Origin of the sequence: Mesorhizobium sp. M0830, assembly GCF_040319965.1 — a bacterium.
Lineage (GTDB): Bacteria > Pseudomonadota > Alphaproteobacteria > Rhizobiales > Rhizobiaceae > Mesorhizobium.
The window spans coordinates 41,838-65,075 of sequence record NZ_JAMYOR010000004.1; the positions used below are offsets into that span (position 1 = coordinate 41,838).

The 23,238-nt window shown below is 63.3% G+C and carries 24 protein-coding genes, 1 tRNA gene and 1 riboswitch; of the genes, 11 read left to right on the plus strand and 14 right to left on the minus strand.

What is annotated here, in order from left to right; genetic code table 11:
• Positions 1-31: 31 nt before the first annotated feature.
• From NKI20_RS04015 to NKI20_RS04025, 3 genes are read right to left on the minus strand one after another with little or no spacing between them, the layout of a single operon-like run.
• Positions 32-883 carry an ABC transporter permease gene (locus NKI20_RS04015; protein ID WP_023757784.1) on the minus strand — a complete coding sequence of 284 codons (852 nt, stop codon included), beginning with the start codon at positions 881-883 and terminating at the stop codon, positions 32-34.
• Entirely contained in the window at positions 870-1,697 is an 828-nt protein-coding gene (locus tag NKI20_RS04020) for an ABC transporter ATP-binding protein (RefSeq protein ID WP_352828492.1), read from the minus strand. Before NKI20_RS04020 ends, NKI20_RS04015 begins: the two co-directional genes overlap by 14 nt.
• Before the next feature lie 11 nt (positions 1,698-1,708).
• Complete coding sequence (locus tag NKI20_RS04025) at positions 1,709-2,713, minus strand: ABC transporter substrate-binding protein (RefSeq protein WP_352602863.1); 1,005 nt, start codon at positions 2,711-2,713, stop codon at positions 1,709-1,711.
• A gap of 266 nt (positions 2,714-2,979) precedes the next feature.
• Between NKI20_RS04025 and NKI20_RS04030 the strand changes: the two genes are divergently transcribed.
• Both NKI20_RS04030 and NKI20_RS04035 read left to right on the plus strand, forming a co-directional pair.
• Entirely contained in the window at positions 2,980-3,363 is a 384-nt protein-coding gene (locus tag NKI20_RS04030) for a RidA family protein (protein WP_352828495.1), read from the plus strand.
• 55 nt (positions 3,364-3,418) lie between these two features.
• Positions 3,419-4,222: a creatininase family protein gene (locus NKI20_RS04035; RefSeq protein ID WP_352828498.1), complete on the plus strand. Its 804-nt coding sequence runs from the start codon at positions 3,419-3,421 to the stop codon at positions 4,220-4,222.
• Here the strand turns inward: NKI20_RS04035 and NKI20_RS04040 are convergent, their stop codons facing one another.
• Positions 4,223-4,732 carry a tyrosine phosphatase family protein gene (locus tag NKI20_RS04040; protein WP_023757789.1) on the minus strand — a complete coding sequence of 170 codons (510 nt, stop codon included), beginning with the start codon at positions 4,730-4,732 and terminating at the stop codon, positions 4,223-4,225. It abuts the gene before it with no gap.
• The gene (gene cobD, locus NKI20_RS04045; RefSeq protein WP_352828502.1) at positions 4,729-5,775 is read right to left on the minus strand and encodes a threonine-phosphate decarboxylase CobD; all 1,047 of its coding nucleotides are present in this window, start codon (positions 5,773-5,775) and stop codon (positions 4,729-4,731) included. The genes NKI20_RS04040 and cobD overlap by 4 nt, the downstream gene beginning before the upstream one ends.
• Here cobD and cbiB point away from each other — a divergent pair.
• A complete protein-coding gene (cbiB, locus tag NKI20_RS04050) occupies positions 5,774-6,742 on the plus strand; it encodes an adenosylcobinamide-phosphate synthase CbiB (RefSeq protein ID WP_352828505.1) in 969 nt (322 codons plus the stop codon). The genes cobD and cbiB overlap by 2 nt on opposite strands.
• A 40-nt stretch (positions 6,743-6,782) precedes the next feature.
• On the opposite strand, the gene cobO is transcribed toward cbiB, so the two are convergent.
• The 5 genes from cobO to NKI20_RS04075 all read right to left on the minus strand — a co-directional run bounded on the left by cobO (position 6,783) and on the right by NKI20_RS04075 (position 10,535).
• On the minus strand, positions 6,783-7,397 hold the full coding sequence (cobO, locus tag NKI20_RS04055; protein WP_352828509.1) for a cob(I)yrinic acid a,c-diamide adenosyltransferase: 615 nt from the start codon (positions 7,395-7,397) through the stop codon (positions 6,783-6,785).
• Between the two features lies 1 nt (position 7,398).
• Positions 7,399-7,842, minus strand: coding sequence for a bifunctional adenosylcobinamide kinase/adenosylcobinamide-phosphate guanylyltransferase (cobU, locus tag NKI20_RS04060; RefSeq protein ID WP_352485680.1), 444 nt, complete (start codon positions 7,840-7,842; stop codon positions 7,399-7,401).
• Positions 7,843-8,014: 172 nt separating this feature from the next.
• The gene (locus tag NKI20_RS04065) at positions 8,015-8,782 is read right to left on the minus strand and encodes a CbtA family protein (RefSeq protein WP_352828512.1); all 768 of its coding nucleotides are present in this window, start codon (positions 8,780-8,782) and stop codon (positions 8,015-8,017) included.
• A gap of 15 nt (positions 8,783-8,797) precedes the next feature.
• Positions 8,798-8,977, minus strand: coding sequence for a CbtB domain-containing protein (locus NKI20_RS04070; protein ID WP_023757164.1), 180 nt, complete (start codon positions 8,975-8,977; stop codon positions 8,798-8,800).
• A 36-nt stretch (positions 8,978-9,013) separates the two neighbouring features.
• A riboswitch (cobalamin riboswitch) is annotated at positions 9,014-9,210 on the minus strand.
• Positions 9,211-9,335: 125 nt separating this feature from the next.
• Positions 9,336-10,535, minus strand: coding sequence for an MFS transporter (locus NKI20_RS04075; RefSeq protein ID WP_352828515.1), 1,200 nt, complete (start codon positions 10,533-10,535; stop codon positions 9,336-9,338).
• 224 nt (positions 10,536-10,759) lie between these two features.
• On the opposite strand from NKI20_RS04075, the gene NKI20_RS04080 reads away from it, so the two are divergent.
• Together NKI20_RS04080 and NKI20_RS04085 are read left to right on the plus strand one after the other, a co-directional pair.
• Positions 10,760-11,758, plus strand: a complete 999-nt coding sequence (locus NKI20_RS04080; protein WP_352828517.1) for a heparan-alpha-glucosaminide N-acetyltransferase — start codon at positions 10,760-10,762, stop codon at positions 11,756-11,758.
• A complete protein-coding gene (locus tag NKI20_RS04085; protein WP_352828518.1) occupies positions 11,755-12,231 on the plus strand; it encodes a methyltransferase family protein in 477 nt (158 codons plus the stop codon). The genes NKI20_RS04080 and NKI20_RS04085 overlap by 4 nt, the downstream gene beginning before the upstream one ends.
• 38 nt (positions 12,232-12,269) lie before the next feature.
• On the opposite strand, the gene NKI20_RS04090 is transcribed toward NKI20_RS04085, so the two are convergent.
• Complete coding sequence (locus NKI20_RS04090; protein ID WP_023757160.1) at positions 12,270-13,445, minus strand: ROK family protein; 1,176 nt, start codon at positions 13,443-13,445, stop codon at positions 12,270-12,272.
• A gap of 114 nt (positions 13,446-13,559) precedes the next feature.
• Between NKI20_RS04090 and NKI20_RS04095 the strand changes: the two genes are divergently transcribed.
• From NKI20_RS04095 to NKI20_RS04115, 5 genes are all read left to right on the plus strand, one after another.
• Entirely contained in the window at positions 13,560-14,831 is a 1,272-nt protein-coding gene (locus NKI20_RS04095) for an ABC transporter substrate-binding protein (RefSeq protein WP_352828521.1), read from the plus strand.
• A 116-nt stretch (positions 14,832-14,947) separates the two neighbouring features.
• Positions 14,948-15,832: a carbohydrate ABC transporter permease gene (locus NKI20_RS04100; RefSeq protein WP_352828524.1), complete on the plus strand. Its 885-nt coding sequence runs from the start codon at positions 14,948-14,950 to the stop codon at positions 15,830-15,832.
• Positions 15,832-16,683 (plus strand): carbohydrate ABC transporter permease, encoded by an 852-nt coding sequence (locus NKI20_RS04105; protein ID WP_352828527.1) that lies wholly within the window; start codon positions 15,832-15,834, stop codon positions 16,681-16,683. Before NKI20_RS04100 ends, NKI20_RS04105 begins: the two co-directional genes overlap by 1 nt.
• 64 nt (positions 16,684-16,747) lie before the next feature.
• Complete coding sequence (locus NKI20_RS04110; RefSeq protein ID WP_352828529.1) at positions 16,748-17,887, plus strand: ABC transporter ATP-binding protein; 1,140 nt, start codon at positions 16,748-16,750, stop codon at positions 17,885-17,887.
• Positions 17,888-17,912: 25 nt separating this feature from the next.
• A complete protein-coding gene (locus NKI20_RS04115; RefSeq protein ID WP_352828531.1) occupies positions 17,913-20,057 on the plus strand; it encodes a beta-galactosidase in 2,145 nt (714 codons plus the stop codon).
• A gap of 41 nt (positions 20,058-20,098) precedes the next feature.
• Here NKI20_RS04115 and NKI20_RS04120 read toward each other — a convergent pair whose 3' ends face one another.
• The 3 genes from NKI20_RS04120 to NKI20_RS04130 form a co-directional block, all read right to left on the minus strand.
• Positions 20,099-20,485, minus strand: coding sequence for a MerR family transcriptional regulator (locus NKI20_RS04120; RefSeq protein ID WP_006203215.1), 387 nt, complete (start codon positions 20,483-20,485; stop codon positions 20,099-20,101).
• 113 nt (positions 20,486-20,598) lie between these two features.
• On the minus strand, positions 20,599-21,996 hold the full coding sequence (gene mgtE, locus NKI20_RS04125) for a magnesium transporter (protein ID WP_502898035.1): 1,398 nt from the start codon (positions 21,994-21,996) through the stop codon (positions 20,599-20,601).
• Between the two features lie 215 nt (positions 21,997-22,211).
• Positions 22,212-22,296, minus strand: a tRNA-Leu gene (locus tag NKI20_RS04130).
• A gap of 178 nt (positions 22,297-22,474) precedes the next feature.
• Here NKI20_RS04130 and lipB point away from each other — a divergent pair.
• Positions 22,475-23,218 (plus strand): lipoyl(octanoyl) transferase LipB, encoded by a 744-nt coding sequence (gene lipB, locus NKI20_RS04135; protein ID WP_352828537.1) that lies wholly within the window; start codon positions 22,475-22,477, stop codon positions 23,216-23,218.
• Positions 23,219-23,238: the final 20 nt, after the last annotated feature.

Genomic DNA, 23,238 nt, shown 5'->3' on the forward strand with positions numbered 1-23,238 from the left:
GGGGGTATTTCGCGCCAACATTATAGTCATCCTAGCGCTCCTGCTTCAGTGCGCTTTCGTGCCAGCGCCGCAAAATGAGATGCGAAATCAGCGACAGCACGAGGAAGATCAAAATGCCGGTGAGCGAAATCAAAAACAGCGCCGCGAACAGGCGCGGCGCGTTGAGCCGGTAGCCGGCCTCGATGATGCGCGAGGCAAGGCCAGACGACTGGCCGGTGGTGCCGGCGACGAATTCGGCCACGACGGCGCCGATCAGCGACAGGCCGCCGGCGATCTTCAACCCGCCGAGAAAATAAGGCATCGCCGCCGGCAGCCTAAGATAGCGCAACTGCTGCCAGCGCGTCGCACCATTGAGCTTGAACATGTCGCGCAGATTGCGGTCGACGGAGTTGAGGCCAAGCGTGGTGTTGGACAGTATCGGAAAGAAGGCGACGATCCAGGCGCACAGCAGAAGCTTGGTCGTCTGGTCGTTCACATAGATGTTGATCAACGGAAAGATCGCCACGATCGGCGTCACCTGCAGCACAATCGCGAAGGGGAAGAACGACATCTCGACCCATTTCGATTGCGCGAACAGCACCGCTAGCCCGACCCCGCCGATGACGGCCAGAGCCAGGCTGAGGAAGGTGATCCGCAAGGTGACCAGCAGGGAGGAAAACAGCAGGCCGGCATCGTTGTAGAGCGTCCACAGAACCACACCGGGGCGCGGCAGGATGTACTGCGGAATCTCGTTCCACACGCAGATGCGGTCCCACAGCCAGATCGCCAGGATCATGATCGCCAGCGGCAGCACCCAGCGGCCGATCCGCTCGAAGCGTTCCTGGCGCACCCGGCGTGCTTCCTCGGGGTCGAGTTCGAGCACCCGCTCGTCAATGGCCGTCATGGTGTGTGCCTGCTGTTGAGTTGATGGCCTTGACCAGCACATCGGAGGCCTGCCGGCACAGTGCCGCATAGTCGGGCGAGGTGCGAAACGCCTCGTCGCGCGGATAGGAAGCCTCGATGGCGAGCTCGTCGAACACCCTGCCCGGCCGTGCCGCCATGATGACGACGCGGTTGGAGAGAAAGACGCTTTCGAAGACGCTGTGGGTGACGAACACGACGGTGAAGCGTTCGTCTTGCCACAGCTCCAGCAGATCATTGTTGAGCTTGAAGCGGGTGATCTCGTCGAGTGCCGCGAACGGCTCGTCCATCAGCAGCACGCGCGGCTTGGTCACCATCGCCCGCGCAATCGAGACGCGCATCTTCATGCCGCCGGACAGTTCGCGCGGCACCGCGTCTTCGAAACCGGTCAGATGCACCCGCGCCAGCATTTCGGTTATCGCCGGTCTCGCCTTGGCGCGCGAAATGCCTTTCAGCCGAAGCGGCAGCCAGACATTGTCGAAGACATTGGCCCAGGGCAGAAGCGTCGGCTCCTGGAAGACGAAGCCGATGTTCGAGCGGTCAGGCGCGCCGCCGCCGCGCCAGTCGAGCACGCCGGAGGTCGGCGTCGACAGGCCGGCGATCAGCCGCAGCGCCGTCGACTTGCCGCAACCCGACGGTCCGAGCAGGCTGAGGAAATCGCCTTCCCGGATCGTCAGGTCGACCTCGCTCAGCGCCGTCACACCGTTGGAAAAAACCTTGCCGACGCCACGCAGCGCCAGAAGCGTCGAGGACGTGCCCGACGCAGACGGCGCTGGCGCCACTTTTTCCTGCATCATGCCGGGACGGCCTACTTCTTCAGCTCGAGCCCGACGCCCTTGTTGACGAAGGTCAGCGTGTAGGCCTTCTTGATGTCGATGCCGGCTGGCGTGACCTTGGCCTTGACCATCTTGTCGTAGAAGCTCTGGACCCGCGCGTCGGTCATTGCGCCGATTCCGAGCTTTTCCGTGTCGCCGGAATCGGCCAGGCCGAACTTCTTCATCTGATCGATCGAGAACGCGATCTGCTCGTCGTTCATGTCGGGATTATCCTTCTTGATCAGGTCGTTGGCGGCCTTGTTGTCGCCGTAGAGATATTTGTACCAGCCCTTGGCCGAGCCATCGACGAAGCACTGGACCACCTCCGGCTTCTTGTCGATCGTGTCCTGCATCACCTCGATCGTCGTCGCGTAGGTGTCCCAGCCATAGTCGGCCAGCAGGAACTGGTTCGGCACGAAGCCGCCTTCCTTCTTTACCGCGAACGGCTCGGAGGTGACGTAGCCCTGCTGGATCGACTTCTTGTCGGCGAGGAAAGGAGCGGTGTTGTAGGTGTAGGGCGCGCGCTTGGAGGCGTCGAAACCGAGTTCGATGACCATCCATTGGAAGAAGGTCTGCACGCCCTCGTCGCCCAATATGTATTGGTCGGCGTTTTTCAGGTCTTCCCACTTGTCGAGCCCTTCGCCGGGGTGGGACATGATGACCTGAGGATCCTTCTGGAAGTCCGCCGCCACCACGCGCATCGGAATGCCTTGCTGGACGGCATCGAAAGCCGACAGGAGATTGCCGCCCATGTAGAAATCGATCTTGCCGGCAAGCAGCATCGGCCGACCGCTGACCTGCGGGCCGCCCTGCATGATGGTGACATCGAGGCCGCAGGCAGCGTAGGTGCCATCGGCCACGGACTGGTAATATCCGCCATGTTCCGGCTCGGCCAACCAGTTGGTGCCGAAGGTGACTTTCTCATTCGCAGCGGCACTCAGCGTGCCGGCTGCAAGCAGCGCCACCACCGCCGCCGAAATCTTCTGTTTTCCGTACATCGACACCACCCTCTGTTTGCACCGGCGCGCCACGCGCCAGGCTCGACACCAAAGATTCAAGAAGCAAGACATATGCCACCAGCGCCTTGCGCCGGGACCGCCCGCTTGCACCACAGCCATCTGCGAAAGCCGGACAAGGTCGTGCTGCACGAGAGGCATCGTGCCTATTTTTTGAACGCCTGTCCACAATCGCACCAGCAACATGCACCGCCATCTTGAAGGCGTGGCGGGTCAGGCCTTAGGCTGGCGGCATCCAGGAGATTGCCATGTTCAAATTCCTCATCCCGAAGTCGATCAAGCCGCCCTTTGCCCGCTACAGCCACGGCGTCGAGGTGCCGCCCGGCAAGCGGCTGGTGCTGTGCTCGGGCCAGGTCGCCATCACGGCGGACGACCAGATTCCGGAAGACGCCGGCGCACAGGCCGAACTCTGTTTCCGCAACATCGCCGCGGTGCTCGGCGAGGCAGGGCTCGGCCTCGGGGATATCGTGCGCATCAACGCCTATGTCACCGACCGCGCGCATCTGCGGCCCTACATGGACGTTCGCGACCGGCTGTTTTCGAGCCCCGCACCGGCCTCGACACTGATGATCGTCTCGGGATTCGCGCGGCCCGAATTCAAGGTCGAGGTCGAAGCGATCGCGGCGGGGTGATCGACAGGCCGTCCTTCCCGCGCTAGGTCTCACTCATCCATTGAAGAGGCGTAGCATGACCGTTGCAAAAAGACGCGTGTGGTGGGGCGACTACCGGACCACCGAATACGCCTCGATCGACCCGGAGGCGACGATCGCCGTGCTGCCGGTGGCGGCGATCGAGCAGCATGGCCCGCATCTGCCGGTTTCGACCGACACCTCGATCATGAACGGCATGCTCGACACGGTCATTTCGCGCCTGCCCGACGATCTCGACATCCGCATCCTGCCGGTGCAGGCGGTGGGCAAGTCCAACGAGCATCTTCACGCACCGGGCACCCTCACTTTGCCGGCAACGACGCTGGTCGAGGCGTGGACCGAGCTTGGCCTGTCGATCGCGCGCGCCGGCGTGCGAAAACTGGTCGTCGTCAATTCGCACGGTGGCAACGAGGAGATCATGGGCATCGTCACGCGCGAATTGCGCGTGCGCGAAAAAATGCTGGCGGTGAAGACCAGCTGGCAGCGTTTTGGCCGCCCGGCCGGCATGTACACCGAGCTCGAGGACCGTCACGGCATCCATGGCGGCGATGTCGAGACCTCGCTGATGCTGCATTTCCGGCCGGACCTTGTCGACATGGGCAAGGCCGACAATTTCGTTTCCAACGTCGCCAAGGCCGAAAAGGAATTCTCGCTGCTGCGCCACACCGGCACCCACGCCTTTGCCTGGATCGCTAGCGATCTCAACCCGAATGGCGTGGTCGGCGACGCCAGCATCGCCACATCGGAAAAAGGCCGGCTGACGGCAGAATATCAGGCCGATGGTTTCATCAGCCTGCTGCGGGATGTGCGCAAGGCGAAACTCGTCGACTGGCTGAAATAGCTAGCCGTCAATCTTGAGCGCGAAAGGCGTGCCTTCGAAAGCGTCGGCACCGCGCCCGATCGCTTCGATCGCCTCGACCATGCGGCCGTTGCGATCGAGCAGCGTGTCGGCCACCGCAATCAGTCGCGGATTGGGTGTCGCCGATGGTGACAGCGCTCGCAGCGTTTGAGCCAGTTCGGCCTCGTCGCGTTTCGGCGCCAGTGCTGCAGCGATGATATAGGCCGAGGCGGTCGAGCGGCTGATGCCGGCATAGCAATGCACGACCATCGGCCTTGCCCGGTCCCACCGGCGCGCGAAATCGAGCAGGTTGCGGACATGATCCTCGCCCGGCATGGTCATGCCGTCCTGCGCCACCGCAATGTCATGCATGACCAGGTGCAGATGGTTTTCACTCGCTATCGAGGCGGGACGTACCACCTCCGTTCCAGCGGCAAGCAGCGACAGCATGCGCTCGGCACCGGTCCTTGCCACCGTTTCCTCGATCTTTGCCAACGAGCAGACATAGATCATTGCTTCGAACCCTTTGATCGATCCTCGCGCCGCGCCGTCCATTCGGCAAGAGCGGATTCAAGCCGCTGCCATTCCTCCTCGCTCCCCGGCAGGCCGGCGCGCAGGACATGTGGCCGGTCGGCAAAATGCCGAAGCAGGATGCCGCGCTTGCCAAGGGCTGCAAAAAGGCCATCGGCATCGGCCAGGCGGAGATAGCGAAACAAAGTCGTGCCGCCCGCGACGGGAATGCCGAAGCGGCCGAACAGGCTATCGAGCCGCGCCGATGCTTCCGCAAGGGATGCCCGCATCGCGTCCTGCCAGTCGATATCGGCAAGCGCGCGGATGCCGTATTCAAGCGCCGGACCGGCGACGGCCCATGGCCCGAATTGCGTTTCCAGCCGTTCGACCGTCGCCGCATCGGAAAGTGCAAAGCCGAGCCGCAGCCCGGCCAGGCCGAAGAACTTGCCGAACGAGCGCAGCACGACGATGCCGCCCCGCCCGACATCGCCTGCAAGGCTGTGTTCACGCGGACCGACATCCATGAACGCCTCGTCGACGACCAGCAGCCCGCCCTTGGCGCGCAGTCGGGCGGCCAGCGCCAGCAAACCGTCCCGCTCGACGATGCGTCCATCCGGATTGTTCGGATTGACGACAATGGCAAGGTCGGCGTCCGCCAGCGCTTCGAAATCGTTGACCTCCAACACTCGGTGTCCGGCGATCGCCGCAGCGCGGGCATGTTCGGCATAGGTCGGCCCCAGCACCAAAGCCTTGCCGGGCGCGATCAGCGATGCGACGCGCGGCAACAGGATCTGCGTGCCCGGTGCCGCCGCGAGGTTGGCTGGCGACGGCGCGCCATAAGTGCTGGCCGCGATCTCTAACAGGTCACGCGTGCGCGCGGCCTCCGGCAATCGCGACAGCGAGGTGGCGGGCAGGTCGAAAAGCGGGTAGGAGTGCGGATTGATACCGGTCGAGAGGTCGACGAAAGGCCGCGAAGCGTGGGGGAAAAGCGCCCTCGCCCGGCCAAGACTTCCACCATGGTCCACCGTTCCTTCAAGAAGCTTCATGTCAGTTCTGATCGCTTTCCTGTCATTGGCCGTCGAATTCGCCCTCGGTTATCCCGACTGGCTGTTTCGCGCCATCGGCCATCCGGTGACGTGGTTCGGCAGGCTGATATCCTTTCTCGACCGCAGGCTCAACCACGCCACTGATCCCGACGCGTTGCGTCGCAAGCGCGGTGTCCAGGCGCTGCTGGTCATCGTGCTCGTGCCGGCGCTGATCGGCCTCGGCATGCAGATCCTGCTCTGGTTCGTTCCCATGGGGCTGATCATCACGGCCCTTCTGGCAACCTCGCTTCTGTCGCAGAAAAGCCTTTACGAACATGTCGAGGCGGTGGCGGACGCACTCGACACCGGCGGTCTCGCTCTGGGCCGCGTTGCCGTCTCGCGCATCGTCGGCCGCGATCCCGAGACGCTGGACCGGGCCGGTATCAGCCGCGCTGCGATCGAGAGCCTGGCCGAGAATTTTTCCGATGGCATCGTTGCTCCCGCCTTCTGGACCGGTGTCGGCGGCCTCGCCGGCGGCGCCGCCTACAAGGCCGCCAATACCGCCGATTCGATGATCGGTCACCGTACCCCGCGCCATGAGGCGTTCGGCTGGGCGGCGGCACGCTTCGACGATTGGATCAATTTGCCGGCGTCACGGCTGACGGCGCTGCTGATCGTGCTGGCGGCTTTCCTGGTCAGGGACGCCGACCCGCGCAATGCCTGGCACGCGGTGTGGCGCGACGCGAAGAAGCACCGCTCGCCGAATGCCGGCTGGCCGGAAGCGGCGATGGCTGGCGCGCTCGGCCTGGCACTCGCCGGGCCGCGCAGCTACGGCGGCGTCCTGGTCGACGACGTCTTCATGGGCGGAGGCGGCCGCCGCGAAGCCGACAGCGCCGATATAAGGCAGGCGCTGAAACTCTATCGCGTCGCCGACTATCTGCTGATTGCGCTGTTTGGAGTGATTTCGATCATCGTCATTGTGGCGTGACCCATTTCACCCTCCCCCTTGTGAGGAGGGTAAGAAACGTTCAAAACTCGATGCCCTGCTGCGCCTTAACGCCCGCGGAAAAATGGTGCTTGGTCACGCCCATCTCGGTGACGAGATCGGCCGCCTCGACCAGCGCCGGCTTGGCGTTGCGGCCGGTGACGACGACGTGCAGGCCTTCGCGGCGGGCTTTCAGCGCCGCAACCACCTTGTCGAGATCGAGATAGTCGTAGCGCAGCGCGATGTTCAACTCGTCGAGCACCAGCAGGCTGATTGACGGATCGGCCATCAGCTCGAGCACCTTGGCCCACGCCGCTTCGGCCGCGGCGATGTCACGCTTCAGATCCTGCGTTTCCCAGGTGAAGCCCTCGCCCATCGCGTGCCAGATGACGCGGTCGCCGAAGGCGGCGAAGGCGTCTTTCTCGCCGGTATGCCATTTGCCCTTGATGAACTGGACGACGCCGACGCGCTTGCCGTAGCCGAGCATCCGCAGCGCGAGACCGAAGGCGGCCGTCGTCTTACCCTTGCCCGGCCCGGTGTTGACGATCAGCAGCCCCTTCTCGACCGTCTTGCTCGCCACCTCGGCATCCTGCACCGCCTTGCGCTTGGCCATCTTGGCGCGGTGGCGTTCTTCGTCCTTATTGTCGACGTCGGTCATGTCATTTCACCTTCAGCGGGAGTCCCGCCACCATCAGCAGCACTGTGTCGGCGACGGCAGCGATCTGCTGGTTAAGCCGGCCGGCGGCATCGCGAAACCGGCGCGCCAGTGCGTTGTCAGGCACGATGCCTTGCCCGACTTCATTGGACACCACGAACCAGGGCCCGCGCGGCCGCGACAGCACCTCCGCCAGTCGCCGGCATTCCAGCTCGAGATCATGTTCGGCCAGCATATGATTGGTCAGCCACAATGTCAGGCAGTCGACAAGCACCGGCTGGTTGTCGGGCAAGGCCGCGAGCGCGCCGGCAAGATCGAGCGGTGCGTCGATGGTCGTCCAGCCTTCGCCGCGGCGTGAGCGGTGCAGCGCGATGCGCTCGCGCATCTCATCGTCATAGGCTTGCGCCGTCGCGATATAGGTCCATGGCGAGGGCAAGGCCGTCGCCAGGGTTTCGGCGTGGGGGGGGGGGGGGGGGGGGCGGCCGGGGCGGGGGCGGGGGGGGGGGGGGGGGGGGTGGGCGGGGGGGGGGCGGGCGGGGGGGGGGGGGGGGGGGGGGGGGGGGGCGGCGGCGGGGGGGCGGCCCCCCCCACCGCCGATGAGGAAGGTCAGTGCCTTGCTGTCAGGCAAAGCTGTCGCGCAGGCTGGTCGCGGTGCCGGTGAAGCGGCCGCGGACCACGCCGACGACCGCGCCGAGCACCAGCCAGAACACCAGATTGGTCACTGTCACCGCCACCACGAACTGGTGGTGCAGGCCTTCGGGGATCGCCGTCTCGTAACTGCCGGGCTGCGGCGCGCCGACGATGTGCGGAGCGACGATCAAGGCCACAGCCAGGATCGCCAGCGGCAGCGACTTGCGGAAGGCGATCAGGCCGAGCCCGGCCGCGGTCATCGCTACGGTAGCCCACCACCAGATCTGGCGCTCGGTCAGATCGGCCGCTGGCATGGCCGGCAGTTCCGGCGGCAGGCCTAGGCCCGGCGCCAGCGTGAACACGGCAAAGCCGGCCAGCCCCCAGAAGACGCCCTGGCGCCAGCCACCGATGCCGCCGGCGAATTCGGAAACCGCGACCAGGATCAAGGCGAAGCCGATGCCGGTGACGATGTTGGCAAGCACGCTGAAGGCGAAACGTTCGAAACCGTCTGCCGGCGCCCAACCCTCGTCTTCGGCGGCCGGGGCGGCTTCCGCTGCCGGAGCGGCTGTGCTCATGGCATTGCTATCCGTTGGGGCCGGAACGGCATGGTCATGGTGATGCCCGCCGCCGGCCTGTTCGTAGACTTCCGCCTTCAGGATCAGCGGCACGGTGGCGTAGGCCTGCATGCAGGCGAGAACGACACCGGCCACGAGCCCTGCGATCGCCGCAATGAACACGACGTTGCGAAACAGGTTCATGATGTCAGATCCTCGTCAGTGGCAGGGAAACGCCATCGAGTGGCGATAGTCGTGAGCCGCATTGTGGACCGCATCGATATGCGAGAAGCCGACAAAGCCCATCACGAAAACGCCGAGCAGCGCCGCGAGCGCGAGCTGCATGAAGCGCGACTGCGAGGAGACGGAGGCGCCGAGGGAGACGGAAGCAGTAGTCATGTCTTGTCCTTTCGCCCTCCACCCGAGGGCATCGAAGTCAGTTTCCTGTCGCCGGCAGGTCTCCTGGCTCGCGGATCAGCGCCCTTCCCCACCTTCCCGAAGAAGAAATCTTCAGTGGCATATGGAGAGGACTACCGCACACAGTTGCGGGGGCAGCCACGGCATTGGGCGAAACTCGCCCTCACCGCATTCCCTCTTGGCTCCAAAATGGAACCGACGACATTGCCGACTATAGGCAGAATCGTCGCCTCCAGCAAACCAAATTCCGGCGGCAACCATCGCGAATGCGTCGTGCCAGTGAGGGCCTCCGCTGCCGCAGGCACCTTGGCATGCGGCACTTCCACCAAAGCCCTGAAGATCAAAGCGATTTCGGCAGATAGCGCCACGTCACGAAGCCGCAGACCGCAGCCAGCAGGCCCAGCGTGACGAACACCGAGCCTAGGCCGAAAAACGCCAGCACCACCGAATAGACCAGCGGCGGCGTCAGTTCGGAAAAGTCGAGATAGGTCCGGTAGACCGCCGCCATCTGCGATCTTTCATAGGAGCGCACCGAGCGCATGAAGGCGGTCGAGCCGAGTGCGTCGAGCGCGATGGTGAAGAAGGCGCCGCCAAGCAGGAAGGCGCCGGTGAGCAGCGGCACGGTCTCGCCGACGAAGCCTGCCGCCAGCAGCATGGCCGACATGGCGAAATAGGCAAATGTCATCGTCCTGCGGCTGCCAAAACGCTTTCCCGCCTTGCCCCAGAAGATGGCCATGAACAGCAGCGCGTTGCCGGCCGAAACCAGCACGCCGCCGGCCAGCTTGCCTTCGCCGGTGATGACCATGAACAGCGGCCCATAGACGAAGAACGTCGTCCAGAAACAGGAGCGGCCGAAAGCGATCAGCCAGGCCAGTCTGAGCCTGGGCTGCGCCACGAAGCGGCCGATATTGGCGAGCGGATTGACCGGGCGCGTCTGGCCCGGGCTAATCGACGGGTTGTCGCCGAGCCGGTAAGTCCAGAACAGCGCCAGCAAGGCCAGGGCGAAGATCGCCACGGCGCCATGCGCGGCATAGATGCCGAAGTGCGTGTAGAGGAAGATGCCGAGCGTCGGCCCGCCGGTCCACGCCAACATCGACCACGCCATGCGCAGCGATTCGGCCTGCATGAAATCGGTCTTGCGGATATGGTCCATGATATAGAGGTTGAGCGTGATCGACAGCGCGCTGGCGCCCATCACGCGGCACAGCATGCCGGCCAGTTGCCCGGCAAGCGTATGGGTGACGAAGAACAGCGAGCCGATGGCAAGCAGGCAGGCGCCAGCGGTGTAGACCCAGCGCCGGGCAAAGCGGCGGATCAGCATTGGCATGAAGAGCGTCACCGACAGGCCGAGCATCGCCACGACGGTGTAGAGGATCGAGACGATCTGCTCGTTGTGCAGGATCTCATAGGCCTGGATCGGGATGACGCTCGACACCGTGGCGCGGGCGAAGGATTCGACCGCATAGAGCGAGGCGAAGGTGCGCGCGTCCGCGGCCTTTAGGGCCGGAAGCCAGATCGGATGGCGCACATGGGTGGACATTGCTTCCCCAAAGCAGAATCTATCGGACCAAATCTGCCGTGGCGATGCCGGCGCCAATAAGAGGAAACCGACGCGTACCCGGCAAAAAACGAAGTCGGCCAAAGGCTTCCCGGCACTGGCCTAAAGCGGCGCCTGATCCGGCGTCCTCGGCAAAATTCCCGGCCTTCTTTTGTTCGGTGCAACCGTGATAGTCGTTTTGCGGGGCTGAATCAGAATGCGAGACCATGAGCATCCAAACGCCGACCGCACCCGTTCAGGATCGACCAAGGCGCATCGTCGCCATCGACATCGTGCGCGGCATCGCGCTGATCGCCATGGCGAGCTACCATTTCACCTGGGATCTGGAATTCTTCGGCTACACCGATCCCGGCCTGACCGCCTTCGGCTGGTGGAAGATCTACGCGCGCTGCATCGCCTCGACCTTCCTGTTCCTGGTCGGCGTCAGCCTGTACCTCGCCCATGGCAAGAAAATCCGCTGGAACGGCTTCTGGAAGCGTTTCGCCATGGTCGCGGGAGCCGCGATCGCGATTTCGATCGTCACCCGCATCGCCACCCCGGACGGCTTCATCTTCTTCGGCATATTGCACGAGATCGCGCTGGCCAGCCTGCTCGGCCTGCTGTTTCTTCGCCTGCCGGCTTTACTGACCATGGTGGTTGCCGCGCTGGTCATCGCGGCGCCGGTCTATTTGCGCTTCGAGGCCTTCGACCATCCATGGCTGTGGTGGGTCGGCCTGTCGGCGGTCAATCCGCGTTCCAACGACTACGTTCCACTGTTCCCATGGTTCGGCGCCGTGCTTCTGGGTATAGGCTCCACCAGGCTTGCCGCGGGCGCGGGTATCTTGACGTGGCTGGCGAACCTCAAGGCCGGGCGCTGGGCCAACCCGCTGGTCTTCATCGGCCGGCACAGCCTGGCCTTCTACCTGATCCACCAGCCATTGCTGATCGGCTGCGTTTGGCTGTTCTCGCAGATCATGCCGGCGCAGGTCGAAACCCCGCAGGTGAATTTCCTCAAAACCTGCCAGCTGTCCTGCGAGCAGTCGCGCGACACCGAGTTCTGTTCCAGCTACTGTGTCTGCATGCTCGATACGCTCGAGGGCGAGGCGACGCTTGATCGGCTCTACAACAACGATCAGACTGCGGAATGGAAATCACACTTGTCCGACCTTGCCGGCATGTGTACCGCCAACACCGACAGCAAGTTGATGGAGGAAGGGGTCAAATGACCGAGAACCAGCCGAAGCCGGGGCTCATCCCGTGGCCGCCGCTGATCTACACCGCCGCCATCGCCATCAGCATCGCGCTGGGCCTGCTCTATCCCCTGCCCTGGATCGGCGACCTCTTGGGCGATATTCTGTTCGCCGCCGGCTGGGTGGCGCTGTTCGGCGTCGCAGCACTCTGGTTCACCGCGATCCGCACCATGATCCGGGCCAAGACAACGCTCAACCCGAACGCGGTGCCTGACCACCTCGTCACGTCGGGTCCCTTCGGCATCACCCGCAATCCGATCTATCTGGCCAACACACTGCTGTTGATCGGCGTCGCCTTTGTCTCAGGGATAGTCTGGTTCCTGCCGATGGCGCTCATCGCGGCCTTCGCCACGCAGAAGATGGCGATCGAGAGCGAGGAAAAGGTTCTGGCGGCGAAGTTCGGCAAGAAATACCGCGACTACGCCAAACGCGTGCGGCGCTGGATTTGAGCAAGCCTCACCGCGGGCGTCCGAGTTCGAGATATTGCCTATACGGCCGCGACTTCTCCAGGCCTGCTTTCGAAATCAAACAGCCGCTGGGTAGCGAGCGCGGCGGCGCCCCGCGCCCATGAATCGTCTGCCCAGTCCGGCGTGATCGGCGGTGGAGTCCACATTGCGTAACGCCGTAGCGCGTCGCGCATGGGCTCGAAGAGGTAGTCGCCGAAGCTCACCGCTTCGCCGCCGCCGACAATCACCTCCGGATCGATGATGTTGCAGAAGCTGCCCAGAAACCTTCCGATGCCTTCGCCTGCTTCGCGCAGCAAATTCACGGCCACCTCGTCACCGGTCTTGGCCGCTCTGACCATGTCGTAGCGGTCAACGTCGGCTGAGAGGCCCTTCGTCTCACGCCACCGCTTAACCAATGCTGGTTCGGAGAAGAACGTCTGAAGGCATCCGCGGCGGCCACACTCGCATTGCGGCCCGTTTGGATCGTAGATGGAGTGCCCGATCTTGCCCGCGGCCCCGTTCGCGCCGTGATGGACCGAACCATCGATCACCACCGCGCAACTGATGCCGGCACCGATGGCCAGCGCGCCGACAGTGCGGTGATGCCGGCCGAGACCGAACAATTGCTGCGCCAGCGCGAAAGCGTTGGTATCGTCGTCGGCCCACACGGGCACATTGACGAGATCGGCCAGCATGGCCGCTATCGGCACGTCAGTCCAATTGAACCGGTGACTGAGCCGACAGACGCCATGGTCGATGACCCCGGGCACGGCGATGCCGATGCCGCTGAGCTGCGCCCCGGTTGGCGCGGCCCGATCGGCAAGCAACTGGCTGACGGCGGCGGCGCAGGCTTCTACCGTGCTTCGCGGCGACTGATCAGGCACAGCGACGCGTTTGGAGACAAGCGGTGTCGTGGCCAGGTCAGTCAGCACGCAATCGATCGCACCGACCATCAGCTTGAACCCGACGACAAGGCGGCCGGCATAATTGATGTTGATCGGGATTGGCCGTCGCCCCGGCGCTCCGACGCTGGCCTCTCCCTCCATCAGAATGTTCTCGTGCAACAGGTCGGTGACGACGAACGTCACCGCCGCCGGGCTTAGTCCGGTGATCGCGGCAATCTCGGCACGACTGATCGCCCCTTCCCTTCGCAGCAGGTTGAGAATCAGCCGGCGATTGATCGAGCGCGACGTCTGCTGGTCGCCTTTAAGTTTCATCCTCGCCTCATTGTTAATTTTGTAAATTAAATATTGACCGGCTCCATCTGCATACGCTACGACTCGCCGTGGTTCAATTGGAATCCGGCTGTTCTCAGGGAGGAGATAAAAGCCATGACCATCACCGCTACAATGCTATCCACGACAAGACGTCGATTCCTGAAGGGCACGGGCGCGGCTCTCGCTGCATCTGCCACCGGGAGCCTCTGCTTGCCGGCCCTGGCGCAGGCGCAGGAAATCACCATCATTTCCAATCTCAGCAACGCCGGGCAACGCGACATCCTGCACAGGCTGGCAGCCGAATACGAGGCGAAATCCGGCGCCAAGATCACCATCAACAACATGGACCACGAGGCGCACAAGACGGCGATCCGCAGCTATCTTGTCGTCGGCGCCCCCGACATCTGCTTCTGGTTCTCCGGCAATCGCATGAAGGCCTTTGTCACCAAGGGCCTGTTCGACGACATCTCCGATCTGTTTGCCCGAGAGAACTACAAGAGCGTGCTCGGCGCCACGACAAATGCAGTCACGGTCGGCGACAAGCAGTATGGCCTGCCGATGGGCGGCCTGCTTTGGGGTCTGTTCTACCGCAAGGATGTTTTTGCCGAACACAATTGGACGCCGCCGAAGACGTGGACCGATTTTCTCGCCTTTGGCGAGGCCGCGAAATCTGCAAGCATGATCCCGATGAGCATGGGCACCAAGGAGCTTTGGCCCGCGGGCGGCTGGTTCGACCATATGAACCTGCGCATCAACGGCCTCGACAAGCACATCGCCCTGATGGACGGGAAGGTCCATTACACCGATCCGATGCTTACGCCCGTCTTCGACAAATGGAACGAGCTGATCAAGGCCGGGTTCTTCTCGCCGAACCACAGTTCCTTCGGCTGGGAGCAAGCCGGCGCTGCCCTGGCGCAGAAGAAAGCCGCCATGATGGACCTTGGTGGTTTCGTCAGGTCCGCCTTCCCGGAGGCAGACCTCCCGCAGCTCGCCTACGCGCCGTTTCCCGAAATCATCCCCGGTGTCGCCAGATATGAGGATTTTTCGGTCAACTCCGTTCATGTGCCGGCCAACGCCAAGAACAAGCAAGGCGCGCGCGACTTCCTCGCCTATTTCTACAAACCGGAGAATCTCGGAGCCTTCCTCGCCGCGGAGGGAGCGATCCCGCCGCGCAACGATTGCCCGCCCAGCAACGATCCGCTGGTCAACGCCGCCGTGGAAGAGCTGAAGAAAGTGGTCGGCACGTCGCAATACTACGATCGCGACACCGATCCGGACATGGCCCAGGAAGGCATGACCGGACTTCAGGAATTCATGGTCAAACCCGAACGGCGCGACCAGATCCTCGAACGGCTGGAAAAGACCCGCAAGAGAATATTCAGCTGATGCTGTCGCTCAAAAGCGCGTAGCGGTTTTGGGACAAATTGAACACGGCTTAGTCCTCCCGGACTTGACGGGCGCCGCTTGTCCTGGCGGCCCCGTCTCCTTTTGGATGAATTCCCATGCCCCGCTTCTGGCGCAGACATCGTCATTGGTTGACGCCGGCATTGTTCCTTCTGCCGGGCCTCATCCTGTTCAGCCTGGTGATCCTTGCCGCCTCCGTCGAGACGGTCTGGATTTCGCTGCACGAATGGGACGGTATCGGCGCCAAGACCTGGGTCGGCCTCGCCAACTATGCCGAACTGGCCGAGGACCCGCAATTCTACGTCTCGCTGAAGAACAACGTGATCTGGTTGCTGATCTTCATGCTGGCGCCGCCGATCGGTCTCGCGCTGGCGCTGATCGTCAACCAGCAGATCCGCGGCATGCGCATTCTGAAGTCGCTGTTCTTTATCCCTCTGGTGCTGGCTACGGTGACCGTGGGTGTCGTTTTCGGCTGGGTCTATGATCCCACCTTCGGCTTGCTGCAATTGATCTTCGGCCTGTTCGGTGCCACCGCGCCGGCGCTGCTTTCCGACGAGAATTTCGCCACTTTCGCTGTCGCCGCCGCGGCTCTCTGGCCGCAGATCGCCTTCTGCATGGTTCTGTTCCTGGCGGGGCTGAACAACCTCGACGAGGATCTGATCGGCGCCGGACGAGTCGACGGAGCACGCGGCTGGCGCATGCTGCGCCACGTAATCCTGCCGCAGTTGTCGCAAGTCGGCTTCATCGCCATCGCGGTGACGGTGATCGGCGCGCTGCGCTCCTTCGACATGGTCGCCGTCATGACCACCGGCGGACCCTACGGCTCGTCGACTGTGCTCGCCTATCAGATGTATGAGGAATCGATCTTTTCCTATCGCTTCGGCTATGGCGCGGCGATCGCCACAGTGCTCTTCGTGATCATGAGCGCCTTCATCGCCTGGTACCTGCACGGCCTTATCAAGGCCGAACGGAGCAATGCCTGATGTATCCGCGCCCGATCCCCGAAGACGCCAAGATCAAGCGTGCGCTCTACGTCGGCGGCGTGACGCTGGTCGTCGCGCTGTGGCTGCTGCCGCTGATTGCCGTCATGCTGACCTCGATCCGCTCCAATGAGGAATTGATGGCAGGCAATTACTGGGGCTGGCCACAGAAGTTCAGCCTGGTCGAGAATTACACGGCGGTCTTCGAGCAGACCGCGATGCTGCGCTTCTTCCTCAACAGCCTGCTGATCACCATCCCCTCGGTGATCGGCGTGCTGATCCTGTCGACGTTGACCGGCTTCGTGTTGTCGCGCTATCCGTTCCGCGGCTCAAATCTCATTTTCGCGCTGTTCGTCGGCGGCAATTTCCTGCCGGCCCAGGTCATGATGATCCCGGTGCGTGACCTCATGGTCAGGCTCGGCCTCTACGACACGGTCTACGCGCTGATCGTATTCCACATCGCCTTCCAGACCGGCTTTGCGACGCTGTTCATGCGCAACTTCATCGCGGCACTGCCGGGCGAATTGTTCCAGGCCGCGCGCGCCGAGGGCGCATCGCCCTTCCAGGTGCTGCGCCATGTGGTGGTACCTCTGGTACGGCCGGCGCTGGCGGCGCTTGCCATCCTCACCTTCACCTTCATCTGGAATGATTATTTCTGGGCGATCGTGCTCACCCAGAGCGACGCCGTCAAACCCGTCACGGCCGGGCTGAACAATCTGCGCGGCGAATGGACGTCCGCCTGGAACATCGTCTCGGCGGCAACGATCTTCGTCGCCCTGCCGCCCGTGGTCATGTTCTTCCTGATGCAGAAGCACTTCATCAGCGGCCTCACCATGGGGGCGGTCAAGGGATGATTTTTGTTCGAGGAATTCAGGCCGCACCGTACGGACGCCGGCCAACACAGAAGGGCGGCGCGCGATGAGCAGCGTGGAACTGCGCAAGGTCGACAAGCACTATGCCGGCTATCATGCCTTGAAGGCAGTCGACCTGAGGATCGAAAAGGGCGAGTTCGTCGTCATGGTCGGACCGTCCGGTTGCGGAAAATCGACATTGCTGAAGACGATCGCTGGGCTTGAGACCATCAACTCCGGCCAGGTCGTGATCAACGGGCGCGACGTCACCAGGGAAGAGCCCGGCGATCGCGGCATCGCCATGGTCTTCCAGTCCTATGCACTCTATCCGCACATGACCGTGGCCGAGAACATGGGCTTCGGCTTGCGGATGGCGAAACGCCCGAAGGCGGAGATCGACGCTGCCGTCAAGCGGGCCGCGCAGATCCTTCGCCTCGAGGAGCAGTTGGACAAGCGCCCGAAGCAATTGTCGGGCGGGCAGCGCCAGCGCGTCGCGATCGGCCGCGCCATAACGCGCTCGCCTGAAGTCTTCTTGTTCGACGAACCGCTGTCGAACCTCGACGCCGCGCTTCGTACGCAGATGCGGGTCGAGCTTTCCAGCCTTCACGCCCAGCTCGGATCGACCATGGTCTATGTCACCCACGATCAGATCGAGGCCATGACCATGGCGGACCGGATCGTGGTGCTGAATAAAGGGCGAGTCGAGCAGGTCGGCTCTCCTCTCGAACTCTACGCCAATCCGGCGAATATCTTCGTCGCCGGCTTTCTCGGCGCCCCGCGCATGAACTTCATCGAAGCGCGGGTGGAAACCGCCGGCGCGGGCGAGATCGCGCTGACGGCGGCCGGAATGCCGGCGCTTGCCTTTGGCGGCATCGACGGCCTTTCGGCAGGCGACGCGGTGACCGTCGGGATCCGGCCGGAAAATCTGCACCTGGTCGAAGCGGCGAGCGCACGCCAGGCATCGTTCCCAGGCCAGGTGCGATTGGTCGAACATCTGGGCCGGGAAACGGTTCTCTACCTCGACGCCTCTCCTCTTCAGGCGATCAATTCGGACAGCGGCACAGGCAATTTCACGGTCCAGCTCAACAAGGTGTCTCCAATCAGCGCCGAGGCCCGGCTCACGGCTGGCTTCGATGTCGCCGATGCCTATCTCTTCGGACCCGATGGCCGCACGCTGACGCCGCGAAAACCCGTCCCCGCAACCTGACCCCCGAATCCAAGAGTATCCTCGTATGCAGCGCAACAAGCCCGCCCCGCTTTCGGTATGGCGACCACTCAACCTCGACCGCTTCCTGCTGGGAGCGCCGCATTATCCCGAACATGTCGACGAAAGCTGCTGGCAGCGCGATGCCGAACGCATGGCTGCAGCCGGCGTCAACACGGTCCGGATGGGCGAGTTCGCCTGGCACATCTTCGAACCCTACGAAGGCAAGGTCGACTTCGGCCTGTTCGACCGCGCGATCGAGGTTCTCGCGAACGCAGGGATCGACACCATCATGTGCACGCCGACGGCCACGCCGCCGCGCTGGCTCACAGCCAACTATCCGGAGGTGCTGCGTGTCGATGTGAGCGGCCGCCCCGCTAGCCACGGATCGCGCCAACATGCCGACACCACCAGCCCGGTGTTCCGCGGCCATAGCCGGCGCATCACGCGCGCCATGGCCGAACACTACAGGGACAATCCCCGCGTCATCGGCTGGCAGACCGACAACGAGCTCAATACGACCGTTTCGGAATCGTTCGCGCCGGCGACACGGCTGGAATTCCAGAAATTCCTCCAGCACAAATACGGTGCGATCGGCGCGCTGAACTTCGCCTGGGGCGGCCATTTCTGGGCGACCGCTTACGACGATTTCTCGCAGATCGACCTGCCGCGCCCGCTGATGCCGTCCTATCCGAGCCCTGGGCATGTGCAGGACTATCACCGGTTCCTGGCCGCGGCGACGGCGGCTTTCCAGCACGACCAGGTCGAGATCCTGCGTGCCACCAATTCGGACTGGTTCATCTTTCACAATCTTGGCCAGCTCGGCGACATCGATTTCCGCGGCCAGTTCGGGCAAGACCTCGATTTCATCGGCTTCGATATCTATCCGATGCTGTACGATGAGATGAGGCGCACCGGTGGACATGCGGCCACCCAAGCACTGCATCTCGACATCTGCCGCGCATACACCGGCAATTACATCGTGCCGGAGCAGGCTTCCGGTTTCGGCAGCCAGCCGGGTTTTTCGACAATGACGCCGGAGCCGGGAGAGATGCGCCGCATGGCTATGACGTCCGTGGCGCGCGGCGCCGACGGCATCATGTTCTTCCGCTGGCGCCCTGCCCATTTCGGCGCCGAGATCTACTGGATGGGCGTCATCGACCACGACGATGTGCCGCGGCGTCGCTACGACGAGGCAAGCCGCTTCTTCCATGAGATCGCCGCCATCAAGGACCAGACCCTCGGCACCGTCGTGCGCATGGACCTCGGCATTGCCGGCGCCGATTTCGACAACCAGGAGGCGCACAAGACCTATCCTATGGGACTACCGAGCCCGCTCGAAGACGCTACGCTGCTGCATCGCTACTGCTACCAGAATGGCATTGCCTGCGGCTTCATCCACCCCGAGGACGATCTGTCACGGCTCAAGGCGCTCTATGTTCCGCATTGGGTGATGTGGAAGCAGGAATGGAATGCCCCGGTCGAGACGTTCGTCCGCAACGGCGGCACGCTGATCCTGTCGGCGTTGACCGGCACCCGAGACGAGAACAACCACATTGTTCGCGAGCAAGCACCCGGGCGCGAGCTTTCGGCGTTGAGCGGCGTCAGGGTCACCGAATTCGGCCGCCTGGTTCCGGAGGGCGGCACTGGGCTGTTCCCCTTGTTCCGGCAGGCCGCGATGGGCGCCTACGTGCCTCCGTCACCACTGCCGTCTTCGTCGGCGGAGCGCAAATATCGCTTCACCTTGGGCAACAGGCAGTTCGAGGCAGCCCACCTCTACGAGCTGCTCGAGGTCGAGCCGGACGCCGAGGTGCTGGGCACATGGTCGAACCGTTTTTGCGCCGGACAGCCGGCGATCACCTCTCGCCAACTCGGCCAGGGTCGCGTCGTCTATGTCGGCACCTATCTGACGCCCGAGCTTGCCGAAGCAATCGCCGATGTCGTGCTGGCCAAGGTCGGCGTGGTGTCCTTGCTGCCGGAACTGCCGGCCGGGGTGGAGGTGTCCATACGGGAAACCGACGACCGTCAACTGATGTTCGTTTTGAATACCAGGGATACTTCCATCACCGTCCCGAACGTACCGCTGGGCGTCGATCTCTTGACCGGCCGCCCGGTCGGCGGCGCGATTGAACTCGAAGCCTATGGCTGCGCGGTTGTTTCGCTGGCCCTATGAGAAGACGCAGACTTGCCGGAACGGCCGCGATCATTGGCCGTTCAGGTGTTGACGCCAAGCTCCACCAACCGCTCGACGCAGGACTCTTCGGCCTGGTCGAGTTCGGCGAGCGTTTCCTCGAGGTCGCGACGCTTCTGCCTGAGGTCCTCGCGCTTTTCCTCGATGCGCTTGATCATCAGCTTGAGTTGACCGACCTCGCCGGGCGGCTCCTTGTACATCTGGATGATTTCGCGGATTTCGTTGATCGAAAAACCAAGTCTCTTGCCGCGCATGATTTGCCGGATGAGGTGGCGATCGGAGGGGCGAAACAGTCGTGTGCGGCCACGCCGCACCGGCTGCACCAGTCCTTCATCCTCATAGAAGCGCAGCGTCCGCGTCGATACGTCGAACTCGCGAGTCAACTCGGTGATCGAATAATATTCCCGCATTGTCACTCCCACACGCCGGAATCCCGACCAAACCCATGCCATGCCGGAATCGACATGGCGCCCCGCGCCAGCCTCGCACGGCGTTTACGTAAAAGTCAATTGAAGGGCGCACCTCAACGCACGCCGAACCACCATGTGGCGATGCCCAGAAACGCAAAGAAGCCGACGACATCGGTAACCGTGGTGACGAAGACCGCAGAAGCGACCGCCGGATCGATCTTGAAACGGTCGAGCAGCAGCGGGATCAGGATGCCGGCGAGCGCGGCCACGAACATGTTGATGATCATCGCCGCCGCGATGATGCCGCCCAGATTGGGATCGCGGAACCAGGCTGCCGCGACGACACCGATCAGGATGGCGAAGATGATGCCGTTGATGAAGCCGACCCCCATCTCGCGGCGAATGATGCGGCTGGCGTTGTAGATGTCGAGATCCCTGGTCGCCAGCGCCCGCACGGTGACGGTCATGGTCTGCGAGCCGGCGTTGCCGCCCATGCCCGCGACGATCGGCATCAGCACCGCCAGTGCCACGATATGTTCGATCGTGCGGTCGAACAGGCTGATCACCGACGCCGCCAGGAACGCGGTCAAAAGGTTGATCAGCAACCACGGAACGCGCGAGCGCGAGGTCGAAAAGATACTGTCGGAGAGCTCTTCGTCGCCGACGCCGCCCATGCGCATCAGATCTTCCTCGGCCTCCTGCTGGATGACGTCGACGACATCGTCGATGGTCAGCACGCCGACCAGCCGCTCGTTCTCGTCGACGACGGCGGCCGACAAGAGATCGTACTGCTCGAATTCCCGCGCCGCCTCTTCCTGGTCCATGGTGGCGGGAATGGCGTGCCGCGTCTCATGCATCACCTCCTCGACCTTGACCGAGCGCTTGGTGCGCAGGATCTGGTCGAGGTCGATGGCGCCGAGCAGCTTGAAGCTCGGATCGATGACGAAGATCTGGCTGAAGCGCTCGGGCAGATTGTTGTCCTCGCGCATGTAGTCGATGGTCTGACCGATCGTCCAGAACGGCGGCACCGCGACGAACTCGGTCTGCATGCGGCGGCCGGCGGTCTCTTCCGGATAGTCGAGCGAGCGGCGCAGCCTGATCCGCTCGGTGAACGGCAGCCGCGACAGGATCTCGTCCTGGTCTTCCTGGTCGAGATCCTCGAGAATGTAGACCGCATCGTCGGAATCGAGTTCCTGCACCGCTTGGGCAATCTGCGCATTGGGCAGACTGTCGACGATCTCCATGCGGATCGCCTCGTCGACCTCGGTCAGCGCGGAGAAGTCGAAGTCGGCGCCCAACAGTTCAACCAGCGCGCGGCGCTGGTCGGGGTGCAGCGCCTCAAGCAGGTCGCCGAGTTCCGATTGGTGCAGATCGTCGACTTCACGCTTCAGCGAGAGCGTGTCGCGATCGGCGATCGCAGCACCGATCTGGGCTAGGAAGGACGAAAGAACGGCGCCGTCCTCGCCATAGATATCGGCTTGGTGTTCCTCGGCGGCCCTGGCGCCGGTCATCCGTTCGTCCTGGCCTTCCACCAGCGCCTCCCGCCATCGCAATCCCGGAAAAGGTGCAAATCAGGTCTAGAACATCGGGCCCAAAAGTGGAAACCGGTTTTGGGAGAATCCGATGTTCAATAAGGAAATGGCGTAAAGCGCGGGAATATCAAACGAAATGCGCCCTGCCCGCAGCGGGCGGAGGCTGGCACAAATCGGATTCTGGGAAGAGATACTGGTGCGGTCGAGAAGACTCGAACTTCCACGGGTTGCCCCACAGCGACCTCAACGCTGCGCGTCTACCAATTCCGCCACGACCGCACGTGGTAGAGCCGGAACCGACCGGCTCGCGGCGTGTAGCAAATCGTTTCCGGCGAAACAAGTGCGCGGCACGCAATAATGTCAGGCGATTGGCATAACGTTCCACAGGATGGCAATGCAGGGCCGAACTGGACGTTTCGCCGGATTGGCGCCATATGAGGGCAACACGAGATACGCCATGCCAGAACGCAGCCAGATCGCCACGTCGTTCCTGCCGCTCCCCGGGTCGGCACCGGTCGAATGGCGCGTCGAACCAGGCCTCACCGCCTATCCCGATGCGCTTGCCTTCATGGAGGCGCGCGCCGAGGCGGTCCGCAGCGGGGCCGCCGGCGAAATGGTCTGGCTGGTCGAACATCCGTCGCTTTACACGGCCGGCACCAGTGCCCGCGGCGAGGATCTGATAGACGCCAACCGCTTCCCGGTGTTTGAAGCAGGACGCGGCGGCGAATACACCTACCATGGACCGGGCCAGCGGGTTGCCTATGTCATGCTCGACCTGAAGCGACGACGCGAGGATGTGCGCGCTTTCGTCGCCGCGCTCGAACAGTGGATCATCGGCACGCTCGCAGCCTTCAACGTGCATGGCGAGCGCCGCGAGGACCGGGTCGGTGTCTGGGTTGTGCGTCCGGATCGCCCTTTCCTGCCGGACGGCTCGCCGGCCGAGGACAAGATCGCGGCAATAGGCATCCGGCTGCGACGCTGGGTGAGCTTTCACGGCATCGCCATCAATGTCGAACCGGATCTCGACCATTTCAGCGGCATCGTGCCCTGCGGCGTGCAGGACCATGGCGTCACCAGCCTCGTCGACCTCGGTCTTCCCCTGACAATGGCCGACCTCGATCTCGCGCTGAAATCCGCCTTCGAGGATGTCTTCGGTCCAGCCACGGCATTGCCTGTCGAAGCCGCACGCAAGGCGGGTTGATTCTTCCTGATCCGGCACGG

Excerpts from the sequence above, each read along its gene's own strand:
- cbiB (WP_352828505.1), top strand. The coding sequence starts at position 5,774 with ATGTCAGTTCTGATCGCTTTCCTGTCATTGGCCGTCGAATTCGCCCTC.
- NKI20_RS04110 (WP_352828529.1), top strand. The coding sequence starts at position 16,748 with ATGAGCAGCGTGGAACTGCGCAAGGTCGACAAGCACTATGCCGGCTAT.
- NKI20_RS04025 (WP_352602863.1), bottom strand. The coding sequence starts at position 2,713 with ATGTACGGAAAACAGAAGATTTCGGCGGCGGTGGTGGCGCTGCTTGCA.
- NKI20_RS04100 (WP_352828524.1), top strand. The coding sequence starts at position 14,948 with ATGCCCCGCTTCTGGCGCAGACATCGTCATTGGTTGACGCCGGCATTG.
- cobD (WP_352828502.1), bottom strand. The coding sequence starts at position 5,775 with ATGAAGCTTCTTGAAGGAACGGTGGACCATGGTGGAAGTCTTGGCCGG.
- NKI20_RS04020 (WP_352828492.1), bottom strand. The coding sequence starts at position 1,697 with ATGATGCAGGAAAAAGTGGCGCCAGCGCCGTCTGCGTCGGGCACGTCC.
- NKI20_RS04030 (WP_352828495.1), top strand. The coding sequence starts at position 2,980 with ATGTTCAAATTCCTCATCCCGAAGTCGATCAAGCCGCCCTTTGCCCGC.
- NKI20_RS04105 (WP_352828527.1), top strand. The coding sequence starts at position 15,832 with ATGTATCCGCGCCCGATCCCCGAAGACGCCAAGATCAAGCGTGCGCTC.
- NKI20_RS04115 (WP_352828531.1), top strand. The coding sequence starts at position 17,913 with ATGCAGCGCAACAAGCCCGCCCCGCTTTCGGTATGGCGACCACTCAAC.
- NKI20_RS04065 (WP_352828512.1), bottom strand. The coding sequence starts at position 8,782 with ATGAACCTGTTTCGCAACGTCGTGTTCATTGCGGCGATCGCAGGGCTC.
- NKI20_RS04090 (WP_023757160.1), bottom strand. The coding sequence starts at position 13,445 with ATGAAACTTAAAGGCGACCAGCAGACGTCGCGCTCGATCAATCGCCGG.
- NKI20_RS04075 (WP_352828515.1), bottom strand. The coding sequence starts at position 10,535 with ATGTCCACCCATGTGCGCCATCCGATCTGGCTTCCGGCCCTAAAGGCC.
- mgtE (WP_502898035.1), bottom strand. The coding sequence starts at position 21,996 with ATGACCGGCGCCAGGGCCGCCGAGGAACACCAAGCCGATATCTATGGC.
- cobO (WP_352828509.1), bottom strand. The coding sequence starts at position 7,397 with ATGACCGACGTCGACAATAAGGACGAAGAACGCCACCGCGCCAAGATG.
- NKI20_RS04085 (WP_352828518.1), top strand. The coding sequence starts at position 11,755 with ATGACCGAGAACCAGCCGAAGCCGGGGCTCATCCCGTGGCCGCCGCTG.
- NKI20_RS04080 (WP_352828517.1), top strand. The coding sequence starts at position 10,760 with ATGAGCATCCAAACGCCGACCGCACCCGTTCAGGATCGACCAAGGCGC.
- NKI20_RS04095 (WP_352828521.1), top strand. The coding sequence starts at position 13,560 with ATGACCATCACCGCTACAATGCTATCCACGACAAGACGTCGATTCCTG.
- NKI20_RS04035 (WP_352828498.1), top strand. The coding sequence starts at position 3,419 with ATGACCGTTGCAAAAAGACGCGTGTGGTGGGGCGACTACCGGACCACC.
- NKI20_RS04015 (WP_023757784.1), bottom strand. The coding sequence starts at position 883 with ATGACGGCCATTGACGAGCGGGTGCTCGAACTCGACCCCGAGGAAGCA.
- NKI20_RS04070 (WP_023757164.1), bottom strand. The coding sequence starts at position 8,977 with ATGACTACTGCTTCCGTCTCCCTCGGCGCCTCCGTCTCCTCGCAGTCG.
- NKI20_RS04040 (WP_023757789.1), bottom strand. The coding sequence starts at position 4,732 with ATGATCTATGTCTGCTCGTTGGCAAAGATCGAGGAAACGGTGGCAAGG.
- NKI20_RS04120 (WP_006203215.1), bottom strand. The coding sequence starts at position 20,485 with ATGCGGGAATATTATTCGATCACCGAGTTGACTCGCGAGTTCGACGTA.
- lipB (WP_352828537.1), top strand. The coding sequence starts at position 22,475 with ATGCCAGAACGCAGCCAGATCGCCACGTCGTTCCTGCCGCTCCCCGGG.